Raw genomic sequence first — 19,119 nt, 5'->3', positions numbered from 1 at the left:
GTGCTGGGCCCTGTATGCCGTGCTGACCGATGATGCCTCGTGGTCGGCGTGTCAGCCCGGCTGCTTGCCGGAGGCGAACAAAGCGGCCTCCACCTGGTCCGGTGCGACGCCCGCTCGTTGTGCCTGGTCGTGGACGAAGGATGGTGGGACGGGCGACGGTGAGGGGCGGTGTCGGTGGGTGCGCACGGCCTCGCCGAGGGCGCTGGAGGGTGAGGCGAGGATGTGCCATACCGTCTGCTGGCCGCGTCCGGCCGCGAGTTGGGCTTGGGTGAAGCGCAGCAGGTGTTCGTAGGCGAGGTCGTCGAGGCGGATCGAGCCGAGGGCGGGGATGAGGTCGTTGCGGCTGTAGTCGCGGTAGCGGATCCAGGCGGTGGGCTTGAGTCGCAGCTTCTTCGCGGCGAGCCATTCGGCCAGGTAGTCCTCGAGGGTCTGGTTGGGGTCGGCGCTGATGCCGATGCTGCGGCCGGCGAGATAGCGGTGCACCACCGTGCACACCTCGTCCTGGGTGGGTAGGGGACCCGGAGCGGTGCACGGTGAGATTGTGGCCGCCGGGGGGGGGGCGGTATGGGTGCTGGAGAGATCAGGTCCCAGGGGCTGAGTCTGCGGGAACTGTTTCGTGAAGTGACCTACGAGATCGGCTACTGCCAGCGCGCTGTCGGCAACCCGCGCTGGTCGGTTCCGGCGGTCGGCGCCCGGGAGGTGGCGAGAACGACGACGCGCAGATGCTTTACGGCGGCATCGTCTCGGCCATCGCGGCCGTCCCGCGGCTCTTTGTCCGCGGTATCCGTTGACCTGGCGGGGTCGTTCCGTGACACACGTCGCCGCCTCCGAACGTGACCACTGTGCCGCCGGCGCCCGCGCTAGCCGACCGCGAGCGCGAGGTGGCCGTCGCGGTCGGCCAGGGCAAGTCCCACGCGGACACCGCAGCCGAGCTGTACATGAGCGTGGCTACAGTGAAGGCCCACGTGTGCCGTCCCTGACCAAGTTGGGCCTTCGACCGTGTCCAGACAGTGTTGCTCACGTATGACGCGGGCGTGCTGGACGGGGGACGCCGGGGACTCGTAGACCAAAGTCGGTACGCTCTCGACCTTCGGCCGATGTGGTGTGGACAGGGCACGCCGTTGTCTGAAGCCATGACGACGGACATGGATTCAGACACGATGCCGGACCGCTCCGGACCGACGGACCTGGCAGGTCGGGCCCTCGCGCCCGACCTGGCGCGCGGCTTCATGCTGCTGTTCATCGCCTTCGCCAACTCCCATTACTTCCTTCAGGGTTCGAAGGTCATCGGAGGCTTCCCACAGGGGGGATCCGTGCTCGACTCGACGACCGCCTGGACGATCTCGACGTTCGTAGACGGCCGGGCGTTCCCGATGTTCGGCCTGCTCTTCGGTTACGGGCTGGCTCAGGTCGTGCGACGGCAGGTGGCATCCTGGCCGCGGCCACGCGACGTCCGACGCCTGCTGTGGCGCCGCAGCCTGGCCCTCGTGGTCGTCGGTTCCCTGCACGCGCTCCTGCTGTACGTCGGCGACATCCTGGCCGCTTACGGTGTGCTGCTGTTCGCCGCGGCGTGGATGGTGCGCTGGAAGGACCGCTGGCTGGTGCTCACCGCCGTGCTGTTCTTCGTACTCCTTGCGCTGCCGAACGACGATTCGTCGGCCGTGAGCAGTGATCCGCCGCACGTGTCGATGTTGCCCCCGGACGTAGGCACGATGATCACGAGCCGCCTCGCTGTGGCCCCCTTCGTGGCACTCCTTGGGCCGATCGGGTTCCTGTGTCCGCTCGCGGTCGGTCTGTGGGCGGGCCGCCGCCGGATCCTGGAGCGGCCCGAGCAGTACCGGACGCTCCTGCGGATCACTGCCGCTGCCGGAATCGGGACAGCGGCGCTCGGCGCCCAGCCTGCCGCGCTGATCGCCTCCGGTTTCGTCGCCATCCCCGGCCCGCAGACCCTGGACTGGATCGGCCCGCTGCACGATGCGACGGGTGTACTCGGCGGGTTCGGTTACGCGGCGCTGGTGGCTCTGGTCGTGGCGCGGATCGGCGCCCAACGGGGACGGGTGGTGAGTGCCGTCGCCGCCACCGGTCAGCGCTCAATGACCTGCTACCTCGCCCAATCGGTGGTCTGGGCCGTGGTGTTCACGCCTTTCCTCCTTGACCTCTCCGGCACCCTGACCGTCACCACCACAGCGCTGCTTGCTACCGCCACCTGGTGCGCGACCGTGCTGCTCGCCTCCCGGATGCAGCGGCTGGGGCGGCGCGGCCCCTTCGAGGTACTCGTGCGGCGTGTCACCTACGGCAGGCCGGATCGGATCAAGTCCCCGCCTGTCACGGCGAATTGAACACACACGACACCTGTCGCCCAAGATCCTGACGACCATAGGAACCACCCTCATGGCGGCGGCTGACGTGCGGCGGGGCGGCGACAGTAGGTCGGTGTGGGCCGTCTGGGCTGCTCGTATCCCCGATTCGAGCGCGCCGTCGATGAGCCCGGACCAGCCGTCCGCGTAATCGGAGCCCGCCAACACCACGTGTCCGAAGTCCGAGCGGTCGTTGGGCCTTCGGGAGCAGCGGCAGCTGGCAGGGGCACAGCATGGCCCAGGTCTGGCCGGAGAGCGGGTCGGCCGCTCAGTGGTTCCCGGTGGTCGAGTCCACGATGGTGCCGGGCCGGCAGTGATGCCCTCAGTGCCGCGTGCCTGCTCCAGTCCAGCAGGGTCCGCCCGCCTGCCAGTTGACCATCCGCCTGCACGCCAGCACTGCTCAGACCGGGCATCACCGACGGAGCGTCGTCCATGCCGAGCAGCACACCGCCACTCACACGATGGCGGCCTTCCGCCTCAGTCACGCGACCGGCCCGAGGAGGTCGACGGTTCCGCCAAGGTTCACGATCCCAACAGGCTCAGTGCCCGCACCGCGACACGGGAGACCAGTTGCTGAGGTGCAGGTCAAGAAGGGGCTTCCCCACCAGCGTTAGGGTGTTCCGTTCCGTTCTGCGAAGGGGTGGCGGACGGCGACGTTCTCCCGCCGCCGTGGGGCGCTCGACGGCATGCAGACCCGCGTCCTGGAGTGTGCAGAACGACGGATCCGCGAGCGGGACGACAAGCGGTCACGCCTGGGTGCGATTCCTGCGCAGGGATCGTTCTGCCTGCTCAGCGCATCGGGTCGCGCGCCGATTATTCCGTGGTCTCGCAGGGCGCACGTCCGTAGAGTCGGCCGGACCAACAACGAGCGGGGGTGGAGCCAATGAAACTGGCCGAGGCACTGGCGGAGCGGGCGGATGCGACACGTCGCGTCGAGCAGTTGCGCGCACGCATCGTCGACAATGCGCGCTATCAGGAAGGCGAGACGCCCGCGGAGGACGCGCCGCGGCTGCTGACCGAGGTCGGCGAAGTACTGGACCGCCTCGAACTGCTGATCCGGCGGATCAACCGCACCAATGCCACCGTGCGGATCGGCGAGGACGGCACGCTCACCGACGCGCTCGCCCGCCGGGACGTGCTGCGCCTGCGCCACTCGGTGATCACCAAGGCGGCGGACTCGGCCGTGGGATCGGGCAACCGGGGTTACGGCCGGCAGCTGCGCTCCGAGCTGGTGATGCTCTCCGCGCTCTCGGTCGCCGAACTGCGCGCGCAGTCCGATGACCTCGCGCGCGAGATCCGTGAGATCGACGTGCGTATCCAGCGCGCGAACTGGGAGGTCGATCTGCTGGACTAGACGGTCCACGGAGGTCATGACGATGTGGAGCAGGTAGCCGTGTCGGAGGCGTGCACACACCGAGGGCCGGCGGCTTTCCGGCCCACTCCTGGCGCGTGAAGAGCAACGCGGGGGTTCGACTCCCCACGAAACAGTGCAGCTCAGCACCGCGTACAGGTGACAGTGCACCGCGCACAGCACATCACCACGTGCAGATCCGAGACGGTGAGGGTGGGCTCGGGGCTCCCCACATCACAGCAGACCCGGCGAGCCGCCACGCAGCAAGGGACTTGCCCAGCGTTCTGGAGGCCTCCCGGGTGCTGGGCGTGCGTGAGCGCCTGCTTCGAGCGGCATGGCCGGGGTTCATCCTGTGTTCGTGCCTCACGACAGGCGGCCCGGGTCAGTCCTGCGGCTCGCTCGGCTCAACCCTGCTGTCAGTGGTGGCTCTTACGGCTACTTGCGGCCGGTGGGCGCACCGACTTCAGGACCGAGCAGGAGTTCCGCTTCGCCTGCTGTACGGACGTGCTCCATCTCCATGAGCCCCCACATGCGGGGGGATCCGGCAAGTCGAGTTGCAGGAGCCCGAAAGCAAGGCTCTGGCCGCTGCCTCGCTGGCTGAACCGCCCATCTCCGAGTGGGAAGGGCACGACCCGCAGTCGTTCTCGGCCGATGAGTTCGAGATCGTTGGTCGACCGCTCGCGGTGAGCTTCAGGTCGTCAGCGGCGCGCCTCTTACTGACCACGGCCACCGCCACGTCGGCCTTCAAGCTCGGACGGCGGCGAACTCCCTGCCGGAGACGGCACCTGGATCGCTGATCATCATGCGGGCCTCGCGAGCGGCGAGTGTGACGCCGTTCGGCGATTCGAACCCGGCCTGCCGGTGGGCGCGCTGATGGCGACTGATCGATGCCCGCATGATGACGCCCGTGCTGAGCCCGAGGAGAACGACGACGGCGAGCGACCCCAGCGTCAAGAACCCGGCGTCGATGCCGGCCCAGGTCGACACGATCCCGGTCACGAGCCCTGCGAGGGCCACGTAGGCCAGGTAGAGGAGGACCCTGGACCTTCGCTCGCCGGAGGAGCTGGCACGCTGCAGCTCCTCCTCCATGGCGTCGAGCTGCTCGATCTTCGGCGTCCGCGTCGTCGCAAACTGCTGGAACAGCTGCTCGTGCTCCGCGCTGCCCCGGGACCGCTGCTTGATCACCGTTCCATCTGCGGCGATATGCCACTGGATCGTCCAGGGCTTCTTCTGTTCCACGCTTCACACCGCCTTGTCAGCAAGCGACGACCTTCACCTCGCCACGTCGGCGACGATGCTACTTCTTCCGGGCTGTGGGGCTCGAAAAATCATCGCTGCTCAGCCCGTATATCGGCAACTGAGGTGAGCCTTCGTGCTGCTTCGCCTCGTCCACGTGACCGTCACCAACCTGGAGGGCGAACGCGCCTGCATGCCGGCTCAGTTGACGGAGCATGAGTCGGCTGCCCGTCGGTGCCCCGCTGGGCGGCGAATCTCGCGGTCGTTCGCGGAACACGTTCCGCCGCTCCTCGGCTGTGCCCGGTGCACAGGACGTGTGCCGTTGGCCTGCATAGCGTCGCCCGGAAGCCCGATGCCCGACGCCCGATGCCCGACGCCCCGCCAGGAGGCCGCCATGACCGACGCCGCACACGTCTTCCGCGCGTACAACGACGCCGAGAACGCCCACGATCCCGATGCCGCGGCCACGTTGCTCGCGCCGGACCTCGACGTCCGGGTGAACGGGCGCCCTGCGCTGTCCTCCGCCGAGGACGACCGCGCCGCCAACGACGAACTGCTGCGCCGATACCCCGACTACCGCCGCGAGATCGTCGACGTCGTCGCGAACGGTGAGCGGGCGGTGGCCCGGTGGCGGATGCGCGGCACGCCCGCCGCGCCCCAGGACGCGGCCCTGGACGTGCACGGCTGCTCCGTCGTCACGGTGCAAGGCGGGCGCATCACGCAGGCCTTCCTCTACTACGACGGCGGGGCGCTTGCCGCCGTGCTGGACGCCGCGCGGGGCCGCGACCTCGGCTGACCGGAGCGGTGCCCGGGGCCTCAAGGGTGCACCGGGCACAGCCACTTCGACGCCCTCTGTGCCCGCCGCACAGGGGCGCCGTCCGCCTGCGGCCTAACGTGCCGCCCACATCGTGCTGAGAGGAGCCCACTGATGGGCCGATACCGCGTCTCCATGGATATCGGGGGCACGTTCACCGACGTCGTCGCCTACGACGAAGAAGGCGGTGCCTTCCACGCCGGAAAGGCCTCGACGACGCCGAAGGACCTCACGGAGGGCGTGCTCGCCGCCCTCGGGTCCCTCGTGCGCTCGCCCGGCGACATCTCGTTCATGGTCCACGGGACCACCCAGGGCCTCAACGCGCTGCTCGAGCGCCGCGGGGTCAAGGTGCTGCTGCTGGCCAGCGCCGGGTCCGAGGACGTCTACCACATCGCGCGCGGCCCCCGCACGCGCCTGTACGACCTGCACTTCCGCAAGCCCGAACCGCTGCTGCCGCTGCGGGACATCGTGCCGGTCGGCGGCCGGTTCGCCGCGGACGGCACCGAGTTGGCGCCGCTCGACGAGGCGGCCGTGCGGGCCGCGGCCGAGCGGGTCAGGAACGAGGGGTTCGGCGCGGTCGCCGTCGGCTACCTCTTCAGCTACAAGAACGCGGCCCACGAACTGCGCACCCGGGAGATCCTGCGCGAGGAGCTCGGCGACGACGTCACCATCTCGCTGTCGCACGAGGCGGCCAAGGAGTGGCGCGAGTACGAGCGCACCTCGTCGGCCGTCGTCGAGGCCTACACGGGGCCGGTGGTGCGCCGCTATCTGAGCCGACTCGAACAGAGCCTGGACGAGCAGGGGTTGACCGTTCCGCTGCACGTCATGCAGTCCTCGGGCGGCATCCTGTCCGCCGAGTCGGCGCGGCAGCGGCCGCTGCAGACGCTGCTGTCCGGGCCCGTCGGCGGGACGGCGGGCGGCGCGGCCCTGGCCAAGGCGCTCGGCCGGCCCAACCTCATCTGCGTCGACATGGGCGGCACGTCGTTCGACGTGTCCCTGGTGGTGGACGGTGAGCCGGTGGTGTCTCCCGAGGCCACCCTGGAAGGCCTGCCGATGCTGATGAGTGTGGTCGACATCCACACCATCGGCGCGGGCGGCGGCTCCGTCGCCTGGGTCGAGGCCGGCGGCCTGCGCGTCGGACCGCAGTCGGCGGGCGCCGACCCCGGCCCCGCCTGCTACGGACGCGGCGGCGAGCAGCCGACCGTCACCGACGCCAACCTGGTGCTCGGCCGGGTCGACCCCGACTGGTTCGCCGGTGGGCAGATCGACCTCGACCTGGAGCGCGCCAAGAAGGCGGTCGCCGCGCTCGGCGAGCGACTGGGCCTGGACGTCGTCCAGGCCGCGGAGGGCATCTGCAGCGTCGCCAACGCCAAGATGGCGCAGGCGATCCGCACCATCACGGTCTCGCGCGGCATCGAACCGAGCGAGTTCGCGCTCGTCGCCTTCGGCGGCGCGGGGCCGATGCACGCCGTGTTCCTGGCCGAGGAGTTGGGGATCTCCGACGTCGTCGTGCCGCGCTTCCCCGGCGCGTTCTCCGCGTGGGGCATGCTGCAGACCGAGATCCGCAAGGACTTCTCCGAGCCGTACTTCTTCGTCGACGCCGACCTCGACCGCACCGACATGGCCGCCCAGTACGCGGACCTGCACCGCACCGCCATCGCGGCCCTGTCCGGCGAGGGCGTTCCCGAGGAGCGCCGCCGCGCCGTCCACGCCGTCGACGTGCGCTACGTCGAGCAGGAGTACACGCTGACGGTGCCCGTGGAGAGCGCGGACGAGCCGCTGCGCGAGGACTTCCTCGACGTGATCGCCCGGCGCTTCGCCGCCCAGCACGAGTCCCGCTACGGCCACGCGAACCTCGGCGCGCCCATCGAGTTCGTCACGCTGCGCACCACCGCGTTCGGCGACCTGGGCCGGGCCGAGACCGAACGCATCGCGCCCGCGGCGCAGCCGGAGTTCGCACACCAGGTCAGGGGCGTCGTCTTCGACCGCACCGAACAAGAAACGCTGTTCGTGCGGCGCGACGACCTGCTGCCCGGACACACCTTCGCGGGCCCGGCGATCGTCGTGGAGTCCACCGCCACCACCGTGGTCCCGCCCGGACACCAGGTCACGGCCGACGAGACCGGTTCCCTCGTCGTGCGCAGCAAGGAGCAGTGAGCAGACATGACCAGCCACAACACCAGCGACAGCGCCGGCACCATCGACCCCGTCGTCGTCGAGATCATCCGCAACGCCCTGAAGTCCTCCGCCGACGACATGAACGCGATCCTCATCCGGTCCGCGTACACGCCGATCATCTACGAGTGCGGTGACTGCGTCGTCGCCCTCCTCGACGACCAGCACCAGGTGCTCGGTCAGTCCGCCGGCCTGCCGATCTTCCTGGGGAACCTGGAGACCTGCACCAAGGCCACCGAGGAGCGGTTCGGCCGCGAGGTGTGGCAGCCGGGCGACGTGTGGATCCTCAACGACAGCTACCTCGGCGGCACCCACCTCAACGACGTCACCATCTTCGGCCCCGTCTTCGTCGACGACGAACTCGTCGGCTTCACCGCCTCACGGGCGCACTGGATCGACATGGGGTCCAAGGACCCCGGCGGCTCGATGGACTCCACGTCGATCTTTCAGGAGGGGCTGCGGCTCGGCCCGCAGAAGCTCGTCGAGGGCGGTGTGGAGGTCCGCCAGGTCGTCGACACCATCGCCACCAACGTCCGCTTCCCGTACCCGACGCTCGGCGACATGCACGGCATGATCTCCTGCATCACGATGGGCCAGCAGCGGCTGGAGGAGATCGTCCGTCGCTGGGGCGTCGACACGCTGCGCGCGGCCCGCGACGAGATCTTCGCGCAGACCGAGCGCCTGGAGCGCGCCGTCGTCCGCGACATCCCCGACGGCGTCTACCGCGCCGAGGGCTGCCTGGACAACGACGGATTCGACCTGGACACGCCGATCCCGGTGAAGCTGAAGATCACGGTGTCCGGCGAGGACATCGTCTTCGACGTCACCGAGTCCGCCGACCAGACGCTCGGGCCGGTCAACTGCGGTACGTCGCAGACCGTCTCGGCCTGCCGGGTCGGCTACAAGCTGCTGATCAGCCCCGACGTCCCCGGCAACGGCGGCTCGTTCCGGCCGATGGACGTCAAGGTGCGCGAGGGGTCGGTGTTCGGAGCGGTGGCCCCGGCCGCCTGCCAGTGGTACTTCTCCCACCTCGGCCTGCTCATCGACCTGGTGGCGAAGGCGCTCGCGCCGGCCCTGCCGGACAAGGTGGCGGGCGCCAGCCACGGCGACTCGATGATCGTGCTGCTCGCGGGGCGCGACCCGCGCACCTCCCGCGACTACGTCAGCCTGGAGGCGACGCTGGGCGGCTGGGGCGCGTGGGAGGGCTCCGACGGCGAGAGCGCGCTCATCAACAATGTCAACGGATCGCTGAAGGACATCCCCGTCGAGGTCTTCGAGACCCGCTTCCCGTTCCGGATCAACGAGTACGGCTTCCGGCCCGACTCCGGCGGCGCGGGGCGCTGGCGCGGCGGCAACGGTGTGACCCGCGAGTACGAGGCGCTGGCCGACTGCACGGTGTCCCTCTGGTTCGAGCGCTCGACCACGCCCGCCTGGGGCCTGTTCGGCGGCCGGGACGCCACCCCACCCGAGATCGTCATCAACCCCGGGCGCGAGGACGAACGCCACCTGCTCAAGTGCAACGGCCTGAAGCTGCGCAAGGGCGACGTCGTACGGTGCAGCACCGGAGGCGGCGGCGGCTTCGGCGAGCCGGGGGAGCGCGCCCCCGAGGCGGTGCGCGCCGACGTCCTCGACGGGCATGTCACCGAGGCGGCGGCGGGCACGGTCTACGCGACCGGCTGACCATCCGTACAGGTCGGCCGTACAGGTCAGGTGGTGCCGCCCGGCGACTCGTCGGGCGGCACCACCGCCGGCTCACCCAGCAGGACGAAGCAGGCCACATGGAGCGCGAACCGGAGATCCGGGTCGTCGTACGTGATCCCCTTGGCCCGGACGCGTTCGAGCCGGCCGGACACGGTGTTGCGGTGCACCCCCAGGCGCGCCGCGGCCTGACCGGTGGAGCCGCCGCAGTCCAGGACGGCGCACAGTGTGCGTACGAGGGTGTCGCCGTCGGCGGCACTCAGCAGGGCCGCGAGGGCCGTCCGTGCGGCGGGCGCCAACTCCTCGTTCGGCAGCCCGGCCAGCACCACACGCGGACCCAGCACGCCGTACCGCTCCACGTCGCCGGCCCCCGAACGGGCGGCCACCGCGGCCGCCAGCTGCGCCTCGTGCAGGGAACGCCGCAGCCCCTCGACGCCGCGGCCCGGCTCGCCGACGCCCGCGCTCAACGGCAGGGCGGACCGGATCCTGGGCAGGCGGGCACGGATCAGGGCCGCGACCCGGCTCGCGGTGTCCTTCGGCCCGTTCCACCAGCCGACCCAGCCGCCGCCGTAGGGGATCAACGGCCGCTGCCCGAAGGCCTCGTACCAGCCGGCGGTCGTCCCCGCGGTCGCCGTGTCCGGGTCGACGGACGGCGCACCGGCCGCGGGGCGCAGGAACACGACGGTGTTCGACGCGTCGAAGTCCCAGCCGAGTTCGGCCGCGGCCCGCCGCGTGTCCACATCCGGCACGCCGCTCGTCAGCGTCTCCAGGAGCAGCCGCTCGCGGGCGGAGCGCCGCGCCGTCGCCAGGAGCGCCTTCGCCGCGCTCGCCGCCAGCGGTGCGCGCGCGAGCCGCAGGACCGTCGTGACCGTCTCCTGCTCCGTCGCCTCCGCGGAAAGCCGCGCGACCAGGCGGGCCCACGGCTTCCCGTCGACGCCCGGCACCGCGACGTCCACCTGGCCGCCGACGGCGGCGGCCCGGCCGGTCAGCACCCGGCCGTCCTCGGCCATCAACGCCACAGCTGTGCCCGGCAGTTCGGCGTTGATCACCCCGACGATGCCGCGCAGGCTGGTCTGTTCGCCGATCGCGGTGGCGCAGCGGGCGGCGAGCTGGCCGCGGGCGGCGCCGGGCGCGGCGACCGCGGCGGCCAGGTCGAGGGCGTGCCGGGCGGGGTCGTCGGCGAGGGCGAACAGCGGCACGTTCAGGCGGTCCGCCAGATCGACCGTGGACCGGCCGACGCCGGTGTCGCGGGGGGCGAGCACACAGGCCGCGCCGCGCTCCCACGCGGTGCGCAGCGCGGACTCCAGCGCCCAGCCGCCCTGCGCGGCCGCCGTGTGCAGGACGAGCGCCGTGCCCGGCCTGCACCCGCGCGTCTGGTCGAGATCGGTGACGAGGGTGACATGGCGCACCGGGACGTCCAGGGCAGCGGTCCCCAGCATGGTGTGCCGTGCCAGCGGTCCGTGGTGCACGAGTTCCGCGACGGTGAGGACGTCCGGGAGACGGCCGGTGGTGCTCATCGGCGGGACTCCTCCCGTGGGTGACGGACGGCGAAGCCGAACGACCGCGGCCCGACCAGGTCGAGGCCCCGCGGGGTGTGCCACACGTCGGCGGCGGGCACGACGAGGATGTGCACCTCGGCGCCCACCGCGACGCTCTCCACGTCGAGGACGCGGCCGTCGTGCGGGTCGAGGAGACAGATGCTGTCCGGGACGGCCGCCGCGACCGCGCCGTCGACCAGCGCGAGCAGGAACTCGTTCTGCGCCTCCAGCCGGATGGTGCGCACCGGTTGCGCCTGTGTCCGTACGACGATGCTCGACGGGTACGCCGGGTGACCGATGTCGGCCGGGCGGGTGCGGTGCTCCGACTCGACGACCCGGCCCGTGCCGAGAACGCGGCAGCCGGCGAGAACGGAGCGCAGGCGCGTCGCGAGATCGCCGTGGGGCGCGCCCTCGATGAGCGTCCTGCCCACGGCGATCGCCCGGCTGATGGACCCGGCGATCCCGGTCTCGGCCAGGCGGGCCGCCGTGGTCGGGTAGGTCACCGTCAGCAGCCAGCCGCCCGCGACGTCGAGCGCCGCTCGCAACAGTCGCTCGGCGCGGTCCGGCGGCGCGTCCAGGACCAGGGTGTCGCCCGTCGCACCGACGGCGGCCAGCGGTGTGAGCCCGACCCCGGCAAGCCCGTACGTCGTCTGGTGGACGAGGGGGAAGGCGCGGCCCATGCCGTCACAGTCCACCAGCGGCAGCCCCAGCGACGCGGCCGCGGCCACGGGCGTGAGCGCGTTCCCGGAGGCCACGTCGAGGGCGGCCACGGCACCGATGGTCGTGCCGAGCCGGGCCTGCAACGCGTCGATCGCCCGCCGGGGCTCGTCGCCGACCATCGGCAACTCGGCCAGGGCGGTGATCGATCCGACGATCCCGACGACGGCGCACCGGGTGTCGGGCGGGAGCTCGGACGGCGCCGGCAGCGGCACCGGACCGTTCTCGGTGAGCAGACCCGACAGCCAGTGCAGCACCCCGTCCAGGTCCGCGTGGCCGGCTCCGGACGACAGCAGGTCAGCGCCCGCGGTGAGCGCGGGCAGGTCGTCGGCGGTCAGTTCGTTCACGCCTGTGCTCCTGTCGTGGCCCGTGCCCGCAACCGGTACGTGCCTGCGCGCATGTAGGCGAGCGCGGTCGCGTGGGACTCGACGATCCGTTCCGAGCCCGGCGGTGCCTCGCCGGTGACCACCATCCGCAGGGCCCGCTCCTCGACGGCCCGGCGCTGACGGGCCAGTTCGTCGGCGGACTCGGCGTGCACGACGAGGTCGACCCACGCCGTCGGCTCGCACAGCGCCGCACCGAGCGCCGCCGGATCGGGCCGGTCCTCCTGGTCCTCCCGCTCCTCGGCGTCGATCACCGGCACGTCCTGCGGCGCACCGCGCAGCCACCACGCCGGGGCCGTCCGGAAGTCCTCGGTGGGGACGACGTCGACGACCGGGCGGGGCGCGGCGAGACGCACACCCAGGGCGCTGTGCAGGTCGGCCGCGACATGCGGCAGGCCGCCGCGCAGCTCGCCGATGGTGCAGGTCCGCCCGTCGTCGACGACCACCCTCCCGGTGTCGCGGCCGCACCGGGCGGCCGCCCCGAGCAGGGCCATGGCGGCGGCCGCGTCGAGCCCGAGCACCGGCAGCGCCCGCAGCCGCTCCGCCGAGATCCGACCGCCGTCGGCGGTGGCGAACCAGCAGGGGACGTCGCCGAGCCGGCGCACGGCACTCTGGCAGCGGTCGACCAGGTCACCCGCGGCGGACAGTATCGCCGCGTTGAGCACGGCCGCGCTCTCGCGCAACAACAGTCCCACGCCGCCGACTTCGTGCGACAGGCTGAGCCGCAGCTCCGGCACGGCGTCCAGGACGGCCCGGGCGACCGCGCTCTCGTGCCCGGGAGCGCCCACGGCACCGGTCGCGACCACCGCCATCGCCCGCAGCCCCGAGCGGTGGGCCGCACGGGCCGCCGCGACCGCCCCCGGCACGTCCAGCGGAGCGAGCGCGGTGCCGAACAGATCGTGCCCGCCCGAGACGGCCGCACGATGCGCGACGAACGAGCGCATCATCGCCGACGGGTGGTCGGCCGACGCCGCATGGCGCGACGTACGCGGCAGCACGCGCAGGACGGACACCGGGGTCCCGGCGGAACCGGTGCCCGTGCCGCAGGCCGCGTCGGCCAGGAGAGCGCTGACCTCAAAGGTCACCGAGCGAACGGGATGCGGGGCCTGCGCGGCGAGTTCGCGCAGCAGCGTGCCGGGCACCCGGCCGCCCGCCGTCGTGCGAAGGGCGTGGACGCGGCCGCCGTCGGCGAGCACCGCCCGCGCCGCACGGCCTGTCAGTCGTACCCCTATGCGCAAGGCCCCTCTTCCCGCAGACTTCGACCGTTCCCGCACGTCAGCCCAGTGCGGACACTACCCGCAGGGGTGCGATGGCCGGAATGAGCCGTTGCAGATCCGTGACGGGGGGACCCTCGAAGCCGGTCCGCTTGCTGTGGCTCCAGCCGAAGCGCGTGTTCAGGCCGGCGAGGAACTCGGCGTACTTCAGGGGTGCGACGGTCGCGTCGACGACCGGGACGCCCACCTTCTCCTGCACCTGGCGGAAGAAGCCGAACTCGATGGTGCAGCCCAGGACCACGACGTCCGCCCCGTCGTCGGCCACCGCCGCGTGCGCCTCCTCGAGGATGCGGCGCTCGGTGAGCGCGGGGTCGGCCTGGAAGTCCGCGACGCCCATGCCGAGCACGCGGAAGGACGCCAGCCGGTCGGCCATGCCGCGCTTGTGCACGTTCTCGGTCATCTCCGGGATCCACTTGCGGCGGCCCACCAGAACGGAGAACTTCTCGCCCAGCGAGGCGGACACCGCCATGCAGGCCTCGGCCGGTGCGGTGACGACCATCCGGGAGGCGACCTCGCGGGCGGCCCGCAGGAACGGGTCGTAGAAGCAGCCGACGACGAGCGCGTCGTAGCCGGACTCCTCGGCCCACCGCACCGTACCGAGCAGCTGGGGCGCCACCAGCGCCTCGTAGCAGCTGTACTCGAGGTGGCGCGGCCCTTCGCCGCCGAACGACACCACGTCCACGGTCGTGCCCGGCTGCACCGCGTCGCGGAAGGACCGGGCGAGTGCCTCGTCGTAGGCGTCGGAGCACACCGGGTTGACCCACAGGATTTTGGTCACTGCAGTTCCTTTCCTTCGGTTTCCGGAAGAGCCAGTCCCAGCAGCGCCGTGGCCACCAGGAACAGATCGATGAAGATCACCGTCGAGGTGAAGCCGGTGGAGTGGGCGAGCAGCAGGCCGATCAGGCTCGGGGCGGCCGTGTTGGCGAGGCGCTGGCCGACGATGCCGAGGCTGTAGCCCATGCCGCGGACCGGCGACGGGTACAGCTCGCCGACCCACGCGTCCCAGACGCCCCAGGCGCCGAGGCTGAAGAAGGACAGCCCGAACATGCCCGCGTACAGCCCGGTCAGGGTGTGCGCGTCGGCGAAGAAGAAGCCGGCCGCGGCCGCGGCGAGGACGTAGCAGACAAAGACCTTCTTGCGCCCGAACCGGCCGGTGAGCCACGCGGCGCTGACATAGCCGGGGACCATGAAGACGGCGCTGATCGCGACGAAGCCCAGGCTCGACGAGGCGGAGAGCCCACGCTCCCGCAACAGCGTGGGGAGCCAGGTCTGAAGCCCCCAATAGCCCCACGAGAAGAGGAAGTTGACGGCCACCTGCAAGATCGTCACACGGGCGAGCGAGCCCATGAACGGCGCGCGCAGCGAGCCCGCCGCAGGGCCGGGGACGGTGAGCGGGCGGGTGCGGTCCAGGCCGGTGGCGCCCAGTCGGGCCAGCACGTCGTACGCCTCGTCGACACGGCCCTGCTGGGCCAGCCAGTACGGCGACTCGGGGACCCAGCGGCGGATCGCCAGCGCCCACAGGCTCGCCGCGGCGCCGACGAGGACCACCGTGCGCCAGCCGTGCCCGCCGAACAGCGCGGCGACCCCGACGGCCGCGAGCGTTCCGACCGGCCAGCCCGCGGCGAGGAACACCGCCGCCCGGCCGCGGCTCCTGACCGGCAGCAACTCCTCGAAGTACGGGAATGTGATGGTGAAGACGCCGGCGAAGGCGAAGCCCGACAGGACGCGTGCGGCCATCAGCAGCCCGAAGTCCGGCGCAAGGGAGCTGAGCACGGCGAACACGCCGTAGGCGGCGAAGCTCCACAGACACGTGCGGCGGCGTCCGATCCGGTCGGCGAGCGGGCCCCAGGCGAGCGCGCCGGGGATCATGCCGAGGAACAACGCCGAGATCACCAGGCCCAGTTGGGCGGCATTGATGCGCAGGTCGTGCTGGAGATCCCCCGTGACATAGGTGAGGGAGAGCATCTCCCACGACTCGATGGCGAGGGCGGCCAACAAGGTCGCCCCCGCCTTGATGTGGGCGGAGGTCAGGGACATGTCGGCGAACACGGCGCCGACCGGTAGGGCATCGGTGCCGGCGGGTGCGCAGGGATGGGGGCGGACCGGGTCGCGGGTGCTCATCGAACACCTCTCCAAGAGGGGACGGCGCGGATGAGTGGGGGACTCTAGGGAGCGCTCCGGCGGCGTGACTGTGCCCCGTGACCAACGCCCGCCGTGCGAAGTGTGCTCGGCGCCCTCCGAGCGTGAATTGGAGGCGTCCCAGCCCGAACACCCGCCCCTTTACGGGTCGTTGGTGCCCCCATACGCTCTGCGTCCATGTCGATCATCCACAGGAGACCCATGGCGCTGGCCGCCGCGGCCGCCCTCCTCGCCGCGTGCGCCCTGAGCGCCACGCCCACGCCCGCGTCCGCCGCCGACGCGACCACGGACGCGACCGTCGTGCCGATCCAGAACACCGGACCCGCCGAGAAGCGGTTCAACATGGTGGTGCTCGGCGACGGGTACACGGCCGACGAGATGCCCGAGTTCCGTGCGGACGTCGAGCGGCACATGAACGTGCTCTGGTCGATCGAGCCGTTCGCCTCGTACCGCTCCTACATCAACGTCTGGGCCGTCGAGGCGTCCTCCGCGGAGTCCGGCGTCGACTGCGACCCCGGCCTCGACGCGCCCCGCCGTGACACCCGTCTCGGCATGGGCTTCTGGGGCGGCTGCGACGCGAACAGCGTGCAGCGGCTGCTGACCGTGGACAGCACGGCCGCCACCGCGCAGGCCGACCTGGTGGCGGGCACCACCACGGCCAACCGGCAGATCGTGGCGCTCGGCAACAGCGACACCTACGGCGGAGCGGGCGGCACCTACGCGACGGCGTCCGGCGGCAACGCCCTGTCCTCGCTGATCACGCCGCACGAGATCGGCCACTCGCTCGGCAAGCTCCAGGACGAGTACGACTACTACGGCCGCGGCGAGCCCGGCGGCGCCTACCAGGGCGGCGAACCCACGTCCGTCCACCACACCACCCTCACCTCCGAGCAGATGGCCGACCGCAAGAAGAAGTGGTGGCGCTGGCTCGGCGAGGAGAGCCTCTCGGGCGGCAGGATCGGGACGTACGAGGGCGGCATGTACAGCACCACGGGTGTCTGGCGGCCCAGCAAGCACTCGATGATGAAGACCCTCGGCTACGCCTTCGACCAGGTCGGCCGCGAGGCCATGGTCAAGGCGATCTCGGGCAAGGTGAACCTGATCCAGGACCACACCCCCAACTCCGCCCCGGTGGCTGCGGACCGGTCCGTCTTCGTCGACACCCTGCACCCGGTCGGCGGCGAACTCGACACCGTGTGGCGGCTGGACGGGAAGCCCGTCGCGCACAGCGTCCGCAGCCTGGACCTCAAGAAGCTCGGCATCGACCTCGGGCGCGGCAAGCACAAGCTGACCGCGACCGTCACCGACCCCACCCCGTTCGTCCGCGACCCCGAGATCCGGGGCTCCGAGGCGATGACCCGCAGCGTCGAATGGACCCTGGACGGCACACTCACCACCGAACCGGACGCCACCGAGGCCCGGTTCACCCACCACACCGCGACCGACACCCCGGTCGGCGCGCGGTCCGTGATCCACGCGGACACCACCCATCCGGCCACCGGAGTCCCGCGCGTGCGCTGGGCCGTGGACGGCAAGGATGTCGCGAACCCCGGCAACGACCGCGACCTGGACCTCGGCGCGCTCCGCCGCACGCCCCGCACCGTCACGGCCCGCACCGGTGACGACGTCCTGACCTGGACGGTCGACACCAAGCCTGCGGACACCTCGTACGAGCTGTCCGCCCCGCTGCGGACCGTCAAGACGCCCGGCCGGCCCACGCGTTACGTGTACGACGGCCCGTTCACGATGAAGCTCACCGGCCGGGACGACCAGGAGGGCGCCGTTGTCAGCCAGTTCCGGGTGAACGGCGACGGCTGGCACACGTACTACGGCTGGCCGACGGACCCGGACGCGCCGTTCCGGTTCACCCCGGAGGGCACCGTCATCGACGACCTCGTGTACGGAAAGCTCGGCGACGCCCGGGCGGTGCCGTGGGACGACCCGACGCCGCGCTATGGCACGCACACGATCGAGTACCGGTCGATCGACGCGGCCGGAAACATCGCCGCGGCACGGAAGTTCGAGGTCACGTTGGCAGAGAAGCAGGGCTGAGAGGGGTGGGGTGCGAGAGGCCGAGTTGGTGCGCGGATGCAATTTCCGGCACGCGCAGTGTCCAAAAGGGGGTGCTGGCCGCCTGCGCTGTTCCGTTCGTTTCCAAGTATTGACGTAAGTACACCCCAATCGGCGTCTTGACGACTCATTGTCCCCGCCCTACTTTCAAGGCCACAAAACACCCCGAACGACGTTCGAGATAACGGACGTTACGGGTCCGCGCACCATGCCTGCCGGAGCGGTCATGAAGAATACAGATCCCCAGGTGGAAGAGGCCGTCGAGACTCTCGACCTGAACGGTACGGTCCGCAGGCGGTTGCTCACCGGCGCTGGAATGATCAGTGCCTCCGCCGCCGCAACCGCATTGCTCTCCGCCTGTTCCTCCAGCAACAAGAGTGACGACAAATCATCTGGCGGCGGCGTAGGAGATTTCCCCGATACGCCGAAGTGGAAGTTCGTATTCGTCAATCACGTCACCACGAACCCCTTTTTCACGCCGACCCAGTACGGTGCGGCCGATGCCTGCGCATTGCTGAACGCCTCGTTCCAGTGGACGGGCTCGAAGGACTCCAGCGTCCCCGAGATGGTCTCCGCCATGTCCTCGGCGGTCTCCGCCAGGGCCGACGGCATCGCGGTCTCGGTCGTCGACAAGAAGGCCTTCACCAAGCCGGTGAGTTCGGCCCTGGACGCGGGCATACCGACCGTGTCGTACAACGCCGACGGCGCGAAGGGCGACCCGGGCACCGACCGGCTCTGCTACATCGGCCAGGGCCTGTACGAGTCCGGCGTGCAGATGGGCAGGCGGATCGTCGAGCTGATGCCGGACGGCGGCGACGCGGTCGGGTTCATCGCGACCCCCGGTGCGCTCAACATCCAGCCGCGCATCGACGGCGCGAGCGACGCGATCAAGGCGGCCGACAAGGGGATCAACTTCAAGTCGGTCGCCAGCGGGGCCGAACTGCCCAAGGAGCTCTCGACGATCGACGCGTACGTCACCGGGCACAAGGGCCTCAAGGGGATCTTCGCCGTCGACGCGGGGTCGACGGAGTCCATCGGCAAGGTCGTCAAGAAGTACGGCCTCAAGGACAAGGGCGTCGTCGCGGGCGGCTTCGACCTGAACCCCAACACACTCACCGCGATCAAGGCCGGTGACCTGGACTTCACCATCGACCAACAGCCGTATCTCCAGGGCTTCCTCACCGTCCAGTACCTGTGGCTCTACAAGCTGTCCGGCGGCCTGGTCATCCCGAGCACCACCGACACCGGCCTGCTCTTCGTGACGAAGGACAACGTCGACCCGTATCTGAAGACCAAGACCAGGTACGAGGGTTCGAGCACGAAGCAGCAGCTCGTGAAGCGCTCCGGACCCATTGCGCACGCGTGAG

14 protein-coding genes and 2 pseudogenes are annotated in these 19,119 nt (G+C 71.0%); 8 read left to right on the top strand and 8 right to left on the bottom strand.

All coding sequences use genetic code 11. The annotated features are described in order from the left end of the window. Nucleotides 1–51: 51 nt before the first annotated feature. The gene (locus ACNYS0_RS07325) at nucleotides 52–486 is read right to left on the bottom strand and encodes an N-terminal phage integrase SAM-like domain-containing protein (RefSeq protein ID WP_422471863.1); all 435 of its coding nucleotides are present in this window, start codon (nucleotides 484–486) and stop codon (nucleotides 52–54) included. Nucleotides 487–857: 371 nt separating this feature from the next. Between ACNYS0_RS07325 and ACNYS0_RS07320 the strand changes: the two are divergent. Further along, nucleotides 858–1,043, top strand: a pseudogene (locus tag ACNYS0_RS07320) (response regulator transcription factor); the annotation flags it as partial. A gap of 102 nt (nucleotides 1,044–1,145) precedes the next feature. Next, nucleotides 1,146–2,339: a DUF418 domain-containing protein gene (locus ACNYS0_RS07315; protein ID WP_422482486.1), complete on the top strand. Its 1,194-nt coding sequence runs from the start codon at nucleotides 1,146–1,148 to the stop codon at nucleotides 2,337–2,339. Between the two features lie 114 nt (nucleotides 2,340–2,453). Here ACNYS0_RS07315 and ACNYS0_RS07310 read toward each other — a convergent pair. Next, nucleotides 2,454–2,675, bottom strand: a pseudogene (locus tag ACNYS0_RS07310) (hypothetical protein); the annotation flags it as partial. Nucleotides 2,676–3,240: 565 nt separating this feature from the next. Between ACNYS0_RS07310 and ACNYS0_RS07305 the strand changes: the two are divergent. After that, the gene (locus ACNYS0_RS07305) at nucleotides 3,241–3,711 is read left to right on the top strand and encodes a DIP1984 family protein (RefSeq protein WP_422471862.1); all 471 of its coding nucleotides are present in this window, start codon (nucleotides 3,241–3,243) and stop codon (nucleotides 3,709–3,711) included. A 741-nt stretch (nucleotides 3,712–4,452) separates the two neighbouring features. Here the strand turns inward: ACNYS0_RS07305 and ACNYS0_RS07300 are convergent. Then, the gene (locus ACNYS0_RS07300) at nucleotides 4,453–4,947 is read right to left on the bottom strand and encodes a hypothetical protein (protein ID WP_422471861.1); all 495 of its coding nucleotides are present in this window, start codon (nucleotides 4,945–4,947) and stop codon (nucleotides 4,453–4,455) included. 391 nt (nucleotides 4,948–5,338) lie between these two features. Here ACNYS0_RS07300 and ACNYS0_RS07295 point away from each other — a divergent pair, with 391 nt between their 5' ends. From ACNYS0_RS07295 to ACNYS0_RS07285, 3 genes are all read left to right on the top strand, one after another. Then, nucleotides 5,339–5,740: a nuclear transport factor 2 family protein gene (locus ACNYS0_RS07295; RefSeq protein WP_422471860.1), complete on the top strand. Its 402-nt coding sequence runs from the start codon at nucleotides 5,339–5,341 to the stop codon at nucleotides 5,738–5,740. Between the two features lie 132 nt (nucleotides 5,741–5,872). Further along, a complete protein-coding gene (locus tag ACNYS0_RS07290; protein ID WP_422471859.1) occupies nucleotides 5,873–7,915 on the top strand; it encodes a hydantoinase/oxoprolinase family protein in 2,043 nt (680 codons plus the stop codon). Nucleotides 7,916–7,921: 6 nt separating this feature from the next. Then, nucleotides 7,922–9,613 carry a hydantoinase B/oxoprolinase family protein gene (locus tag ACNYS0_RS07285; protein ID WP_422471858.1) on the top strand — a complete coding sequence of 564 codons (1,692 nt, stop codon included), beginning with the start codon at nucleotides 7,922–7,924 and terminating at the stop codon, nucleotides 9,611–9,613. 26 nt (nucleotides 9,614–9,639) lie between these two features. Here the strand turns inward: ACNYS0_RS07285 and ACNYS0_RS07280 are convergent, their stop codons facing one another. The 5 genes from ACNYS0_RS07280 to ACNYS0_RS07260 are packed head-to-tail and all read right to left on the bottom strand — an operon-like array spanning nucleotide 9,640 to nucleotide 15,664. After that, nucleotides 9,640–11,148 carry a PucR family transcriptional regulator gene (locus tag ACNYS0_RS07280; RefSeq protein WP_422471857.1) on the bottom strand — a complete coding sequence of 503 codons (1,509 nt, stop codon included), beginning with the start codon at nucleotides 11,146–11,148 and terminating at the stop codon, nucleotides 9,640–9,642. Next, a complete protein-coding gene (locus tag ACNYS0_RS07275) occupies nucleotides 11,145–12,233 on the bottom strand; it encodes a DUF917 domain-containing protein (protein WP_422471856.1) in 1,089 nt (362 codons plus the stop codon). Before ACNYS0_RS07275 ends, ACNYS0_RS07280 begins: the two co-directional genes overlap by 4 nt. After that, nucleotides 12,230–13,507 carry a hypothetical protein gene (locus ACNYS0_RS07270; RefSeq protein WP_422471855.1) on the bottom strand — a complete coding sequence of 426 codons (1,278 nt, stop codon included), beginning with the start codon at nucleotides 13,505–13,507 and terminating at the stop codon, nucleotides 12,230–12,232. The genes ACNYS0_RS07275 and ACNYS0_RS07270 overlap by 4 nt, the downstream gene beginning before the upstream one ends. Nucleotides 13,508–13,544: 37 nt before the next feature. Then, nucleotides 13,545–14,321 (bottom strand): aspartate/glutamate racemase family protein, encoded by a 777-nt coding sequence (locus ACNYS0_RS07265; RefSeq protein WP_422471854.1) that lies wholly within the window; start codon nucleotides 14,319–14,321, stop codon nucleotides 13,545–13,547. Then, complete coding sequence (locus tag ACNYS0_RS07260) at nucleotides 14,318–15,664, bottom strand: MFS transporter (RefSeq protein ID WP_422471853.1); 1,347 nt, start codon at nucleotides 15,662–15,664, stop codon at nucleotides 14,318–14,320. The genes ACNYS0_RS07265 and ACNYS0_RS07260 overlap by 4 nt, the downstream gene beginning before the upstream one ends. 195 nt (nucleotides 15,665–15,859) lie before the next feature. Here ACNYS0_RS07260 and ACNYS0_RS07255 point away from each other — a divergent pair, with 195 nt between their 5' ends. Together ACNYS0_RS07255 and ACNYS0_RS07250 are read left to right on the top strand one after the other, a co-directional pair. Next, nucleotides 15,860–17,734 carry a M64 family metallopeptidase gene (locus ACNYS0_RS07255; protein ID WP_422471852.1) on the top strand — a complete coding sequence of 625 codons (1,875 nt, stop codon included), beginning with the start codon at nucleotides 15,860–15,862 and terminating at the stop codon, nucleotides 17,732–17,734. Nucleotides 17,735–17,978: 244 nt separating this feature from the next. Then, entirely contained in the window at nucleotides 17,979–19,118 is a 1,140-nt protein-coding gene (locus ACNYS0_RS07250) for a sugar ABC transporter substrate-binding protein (RefSeq protein WP_422471851.1), read from the top strand. The last annotated feature ends 1 nt before the right edge of the window (nucleotide 19,119 follow it).

It is taken from the genome of Streptomyces anthophorae (assembly GCF_049310305.1).
Lineage (GTDB): Bacteria > Actinomycetota > Actinomycetes > Streptomycetales > Streptomycetaceae > Streptomyces.
This window is presented reverse-complemented; position numbering and strand designations above follow the sequence as displayed.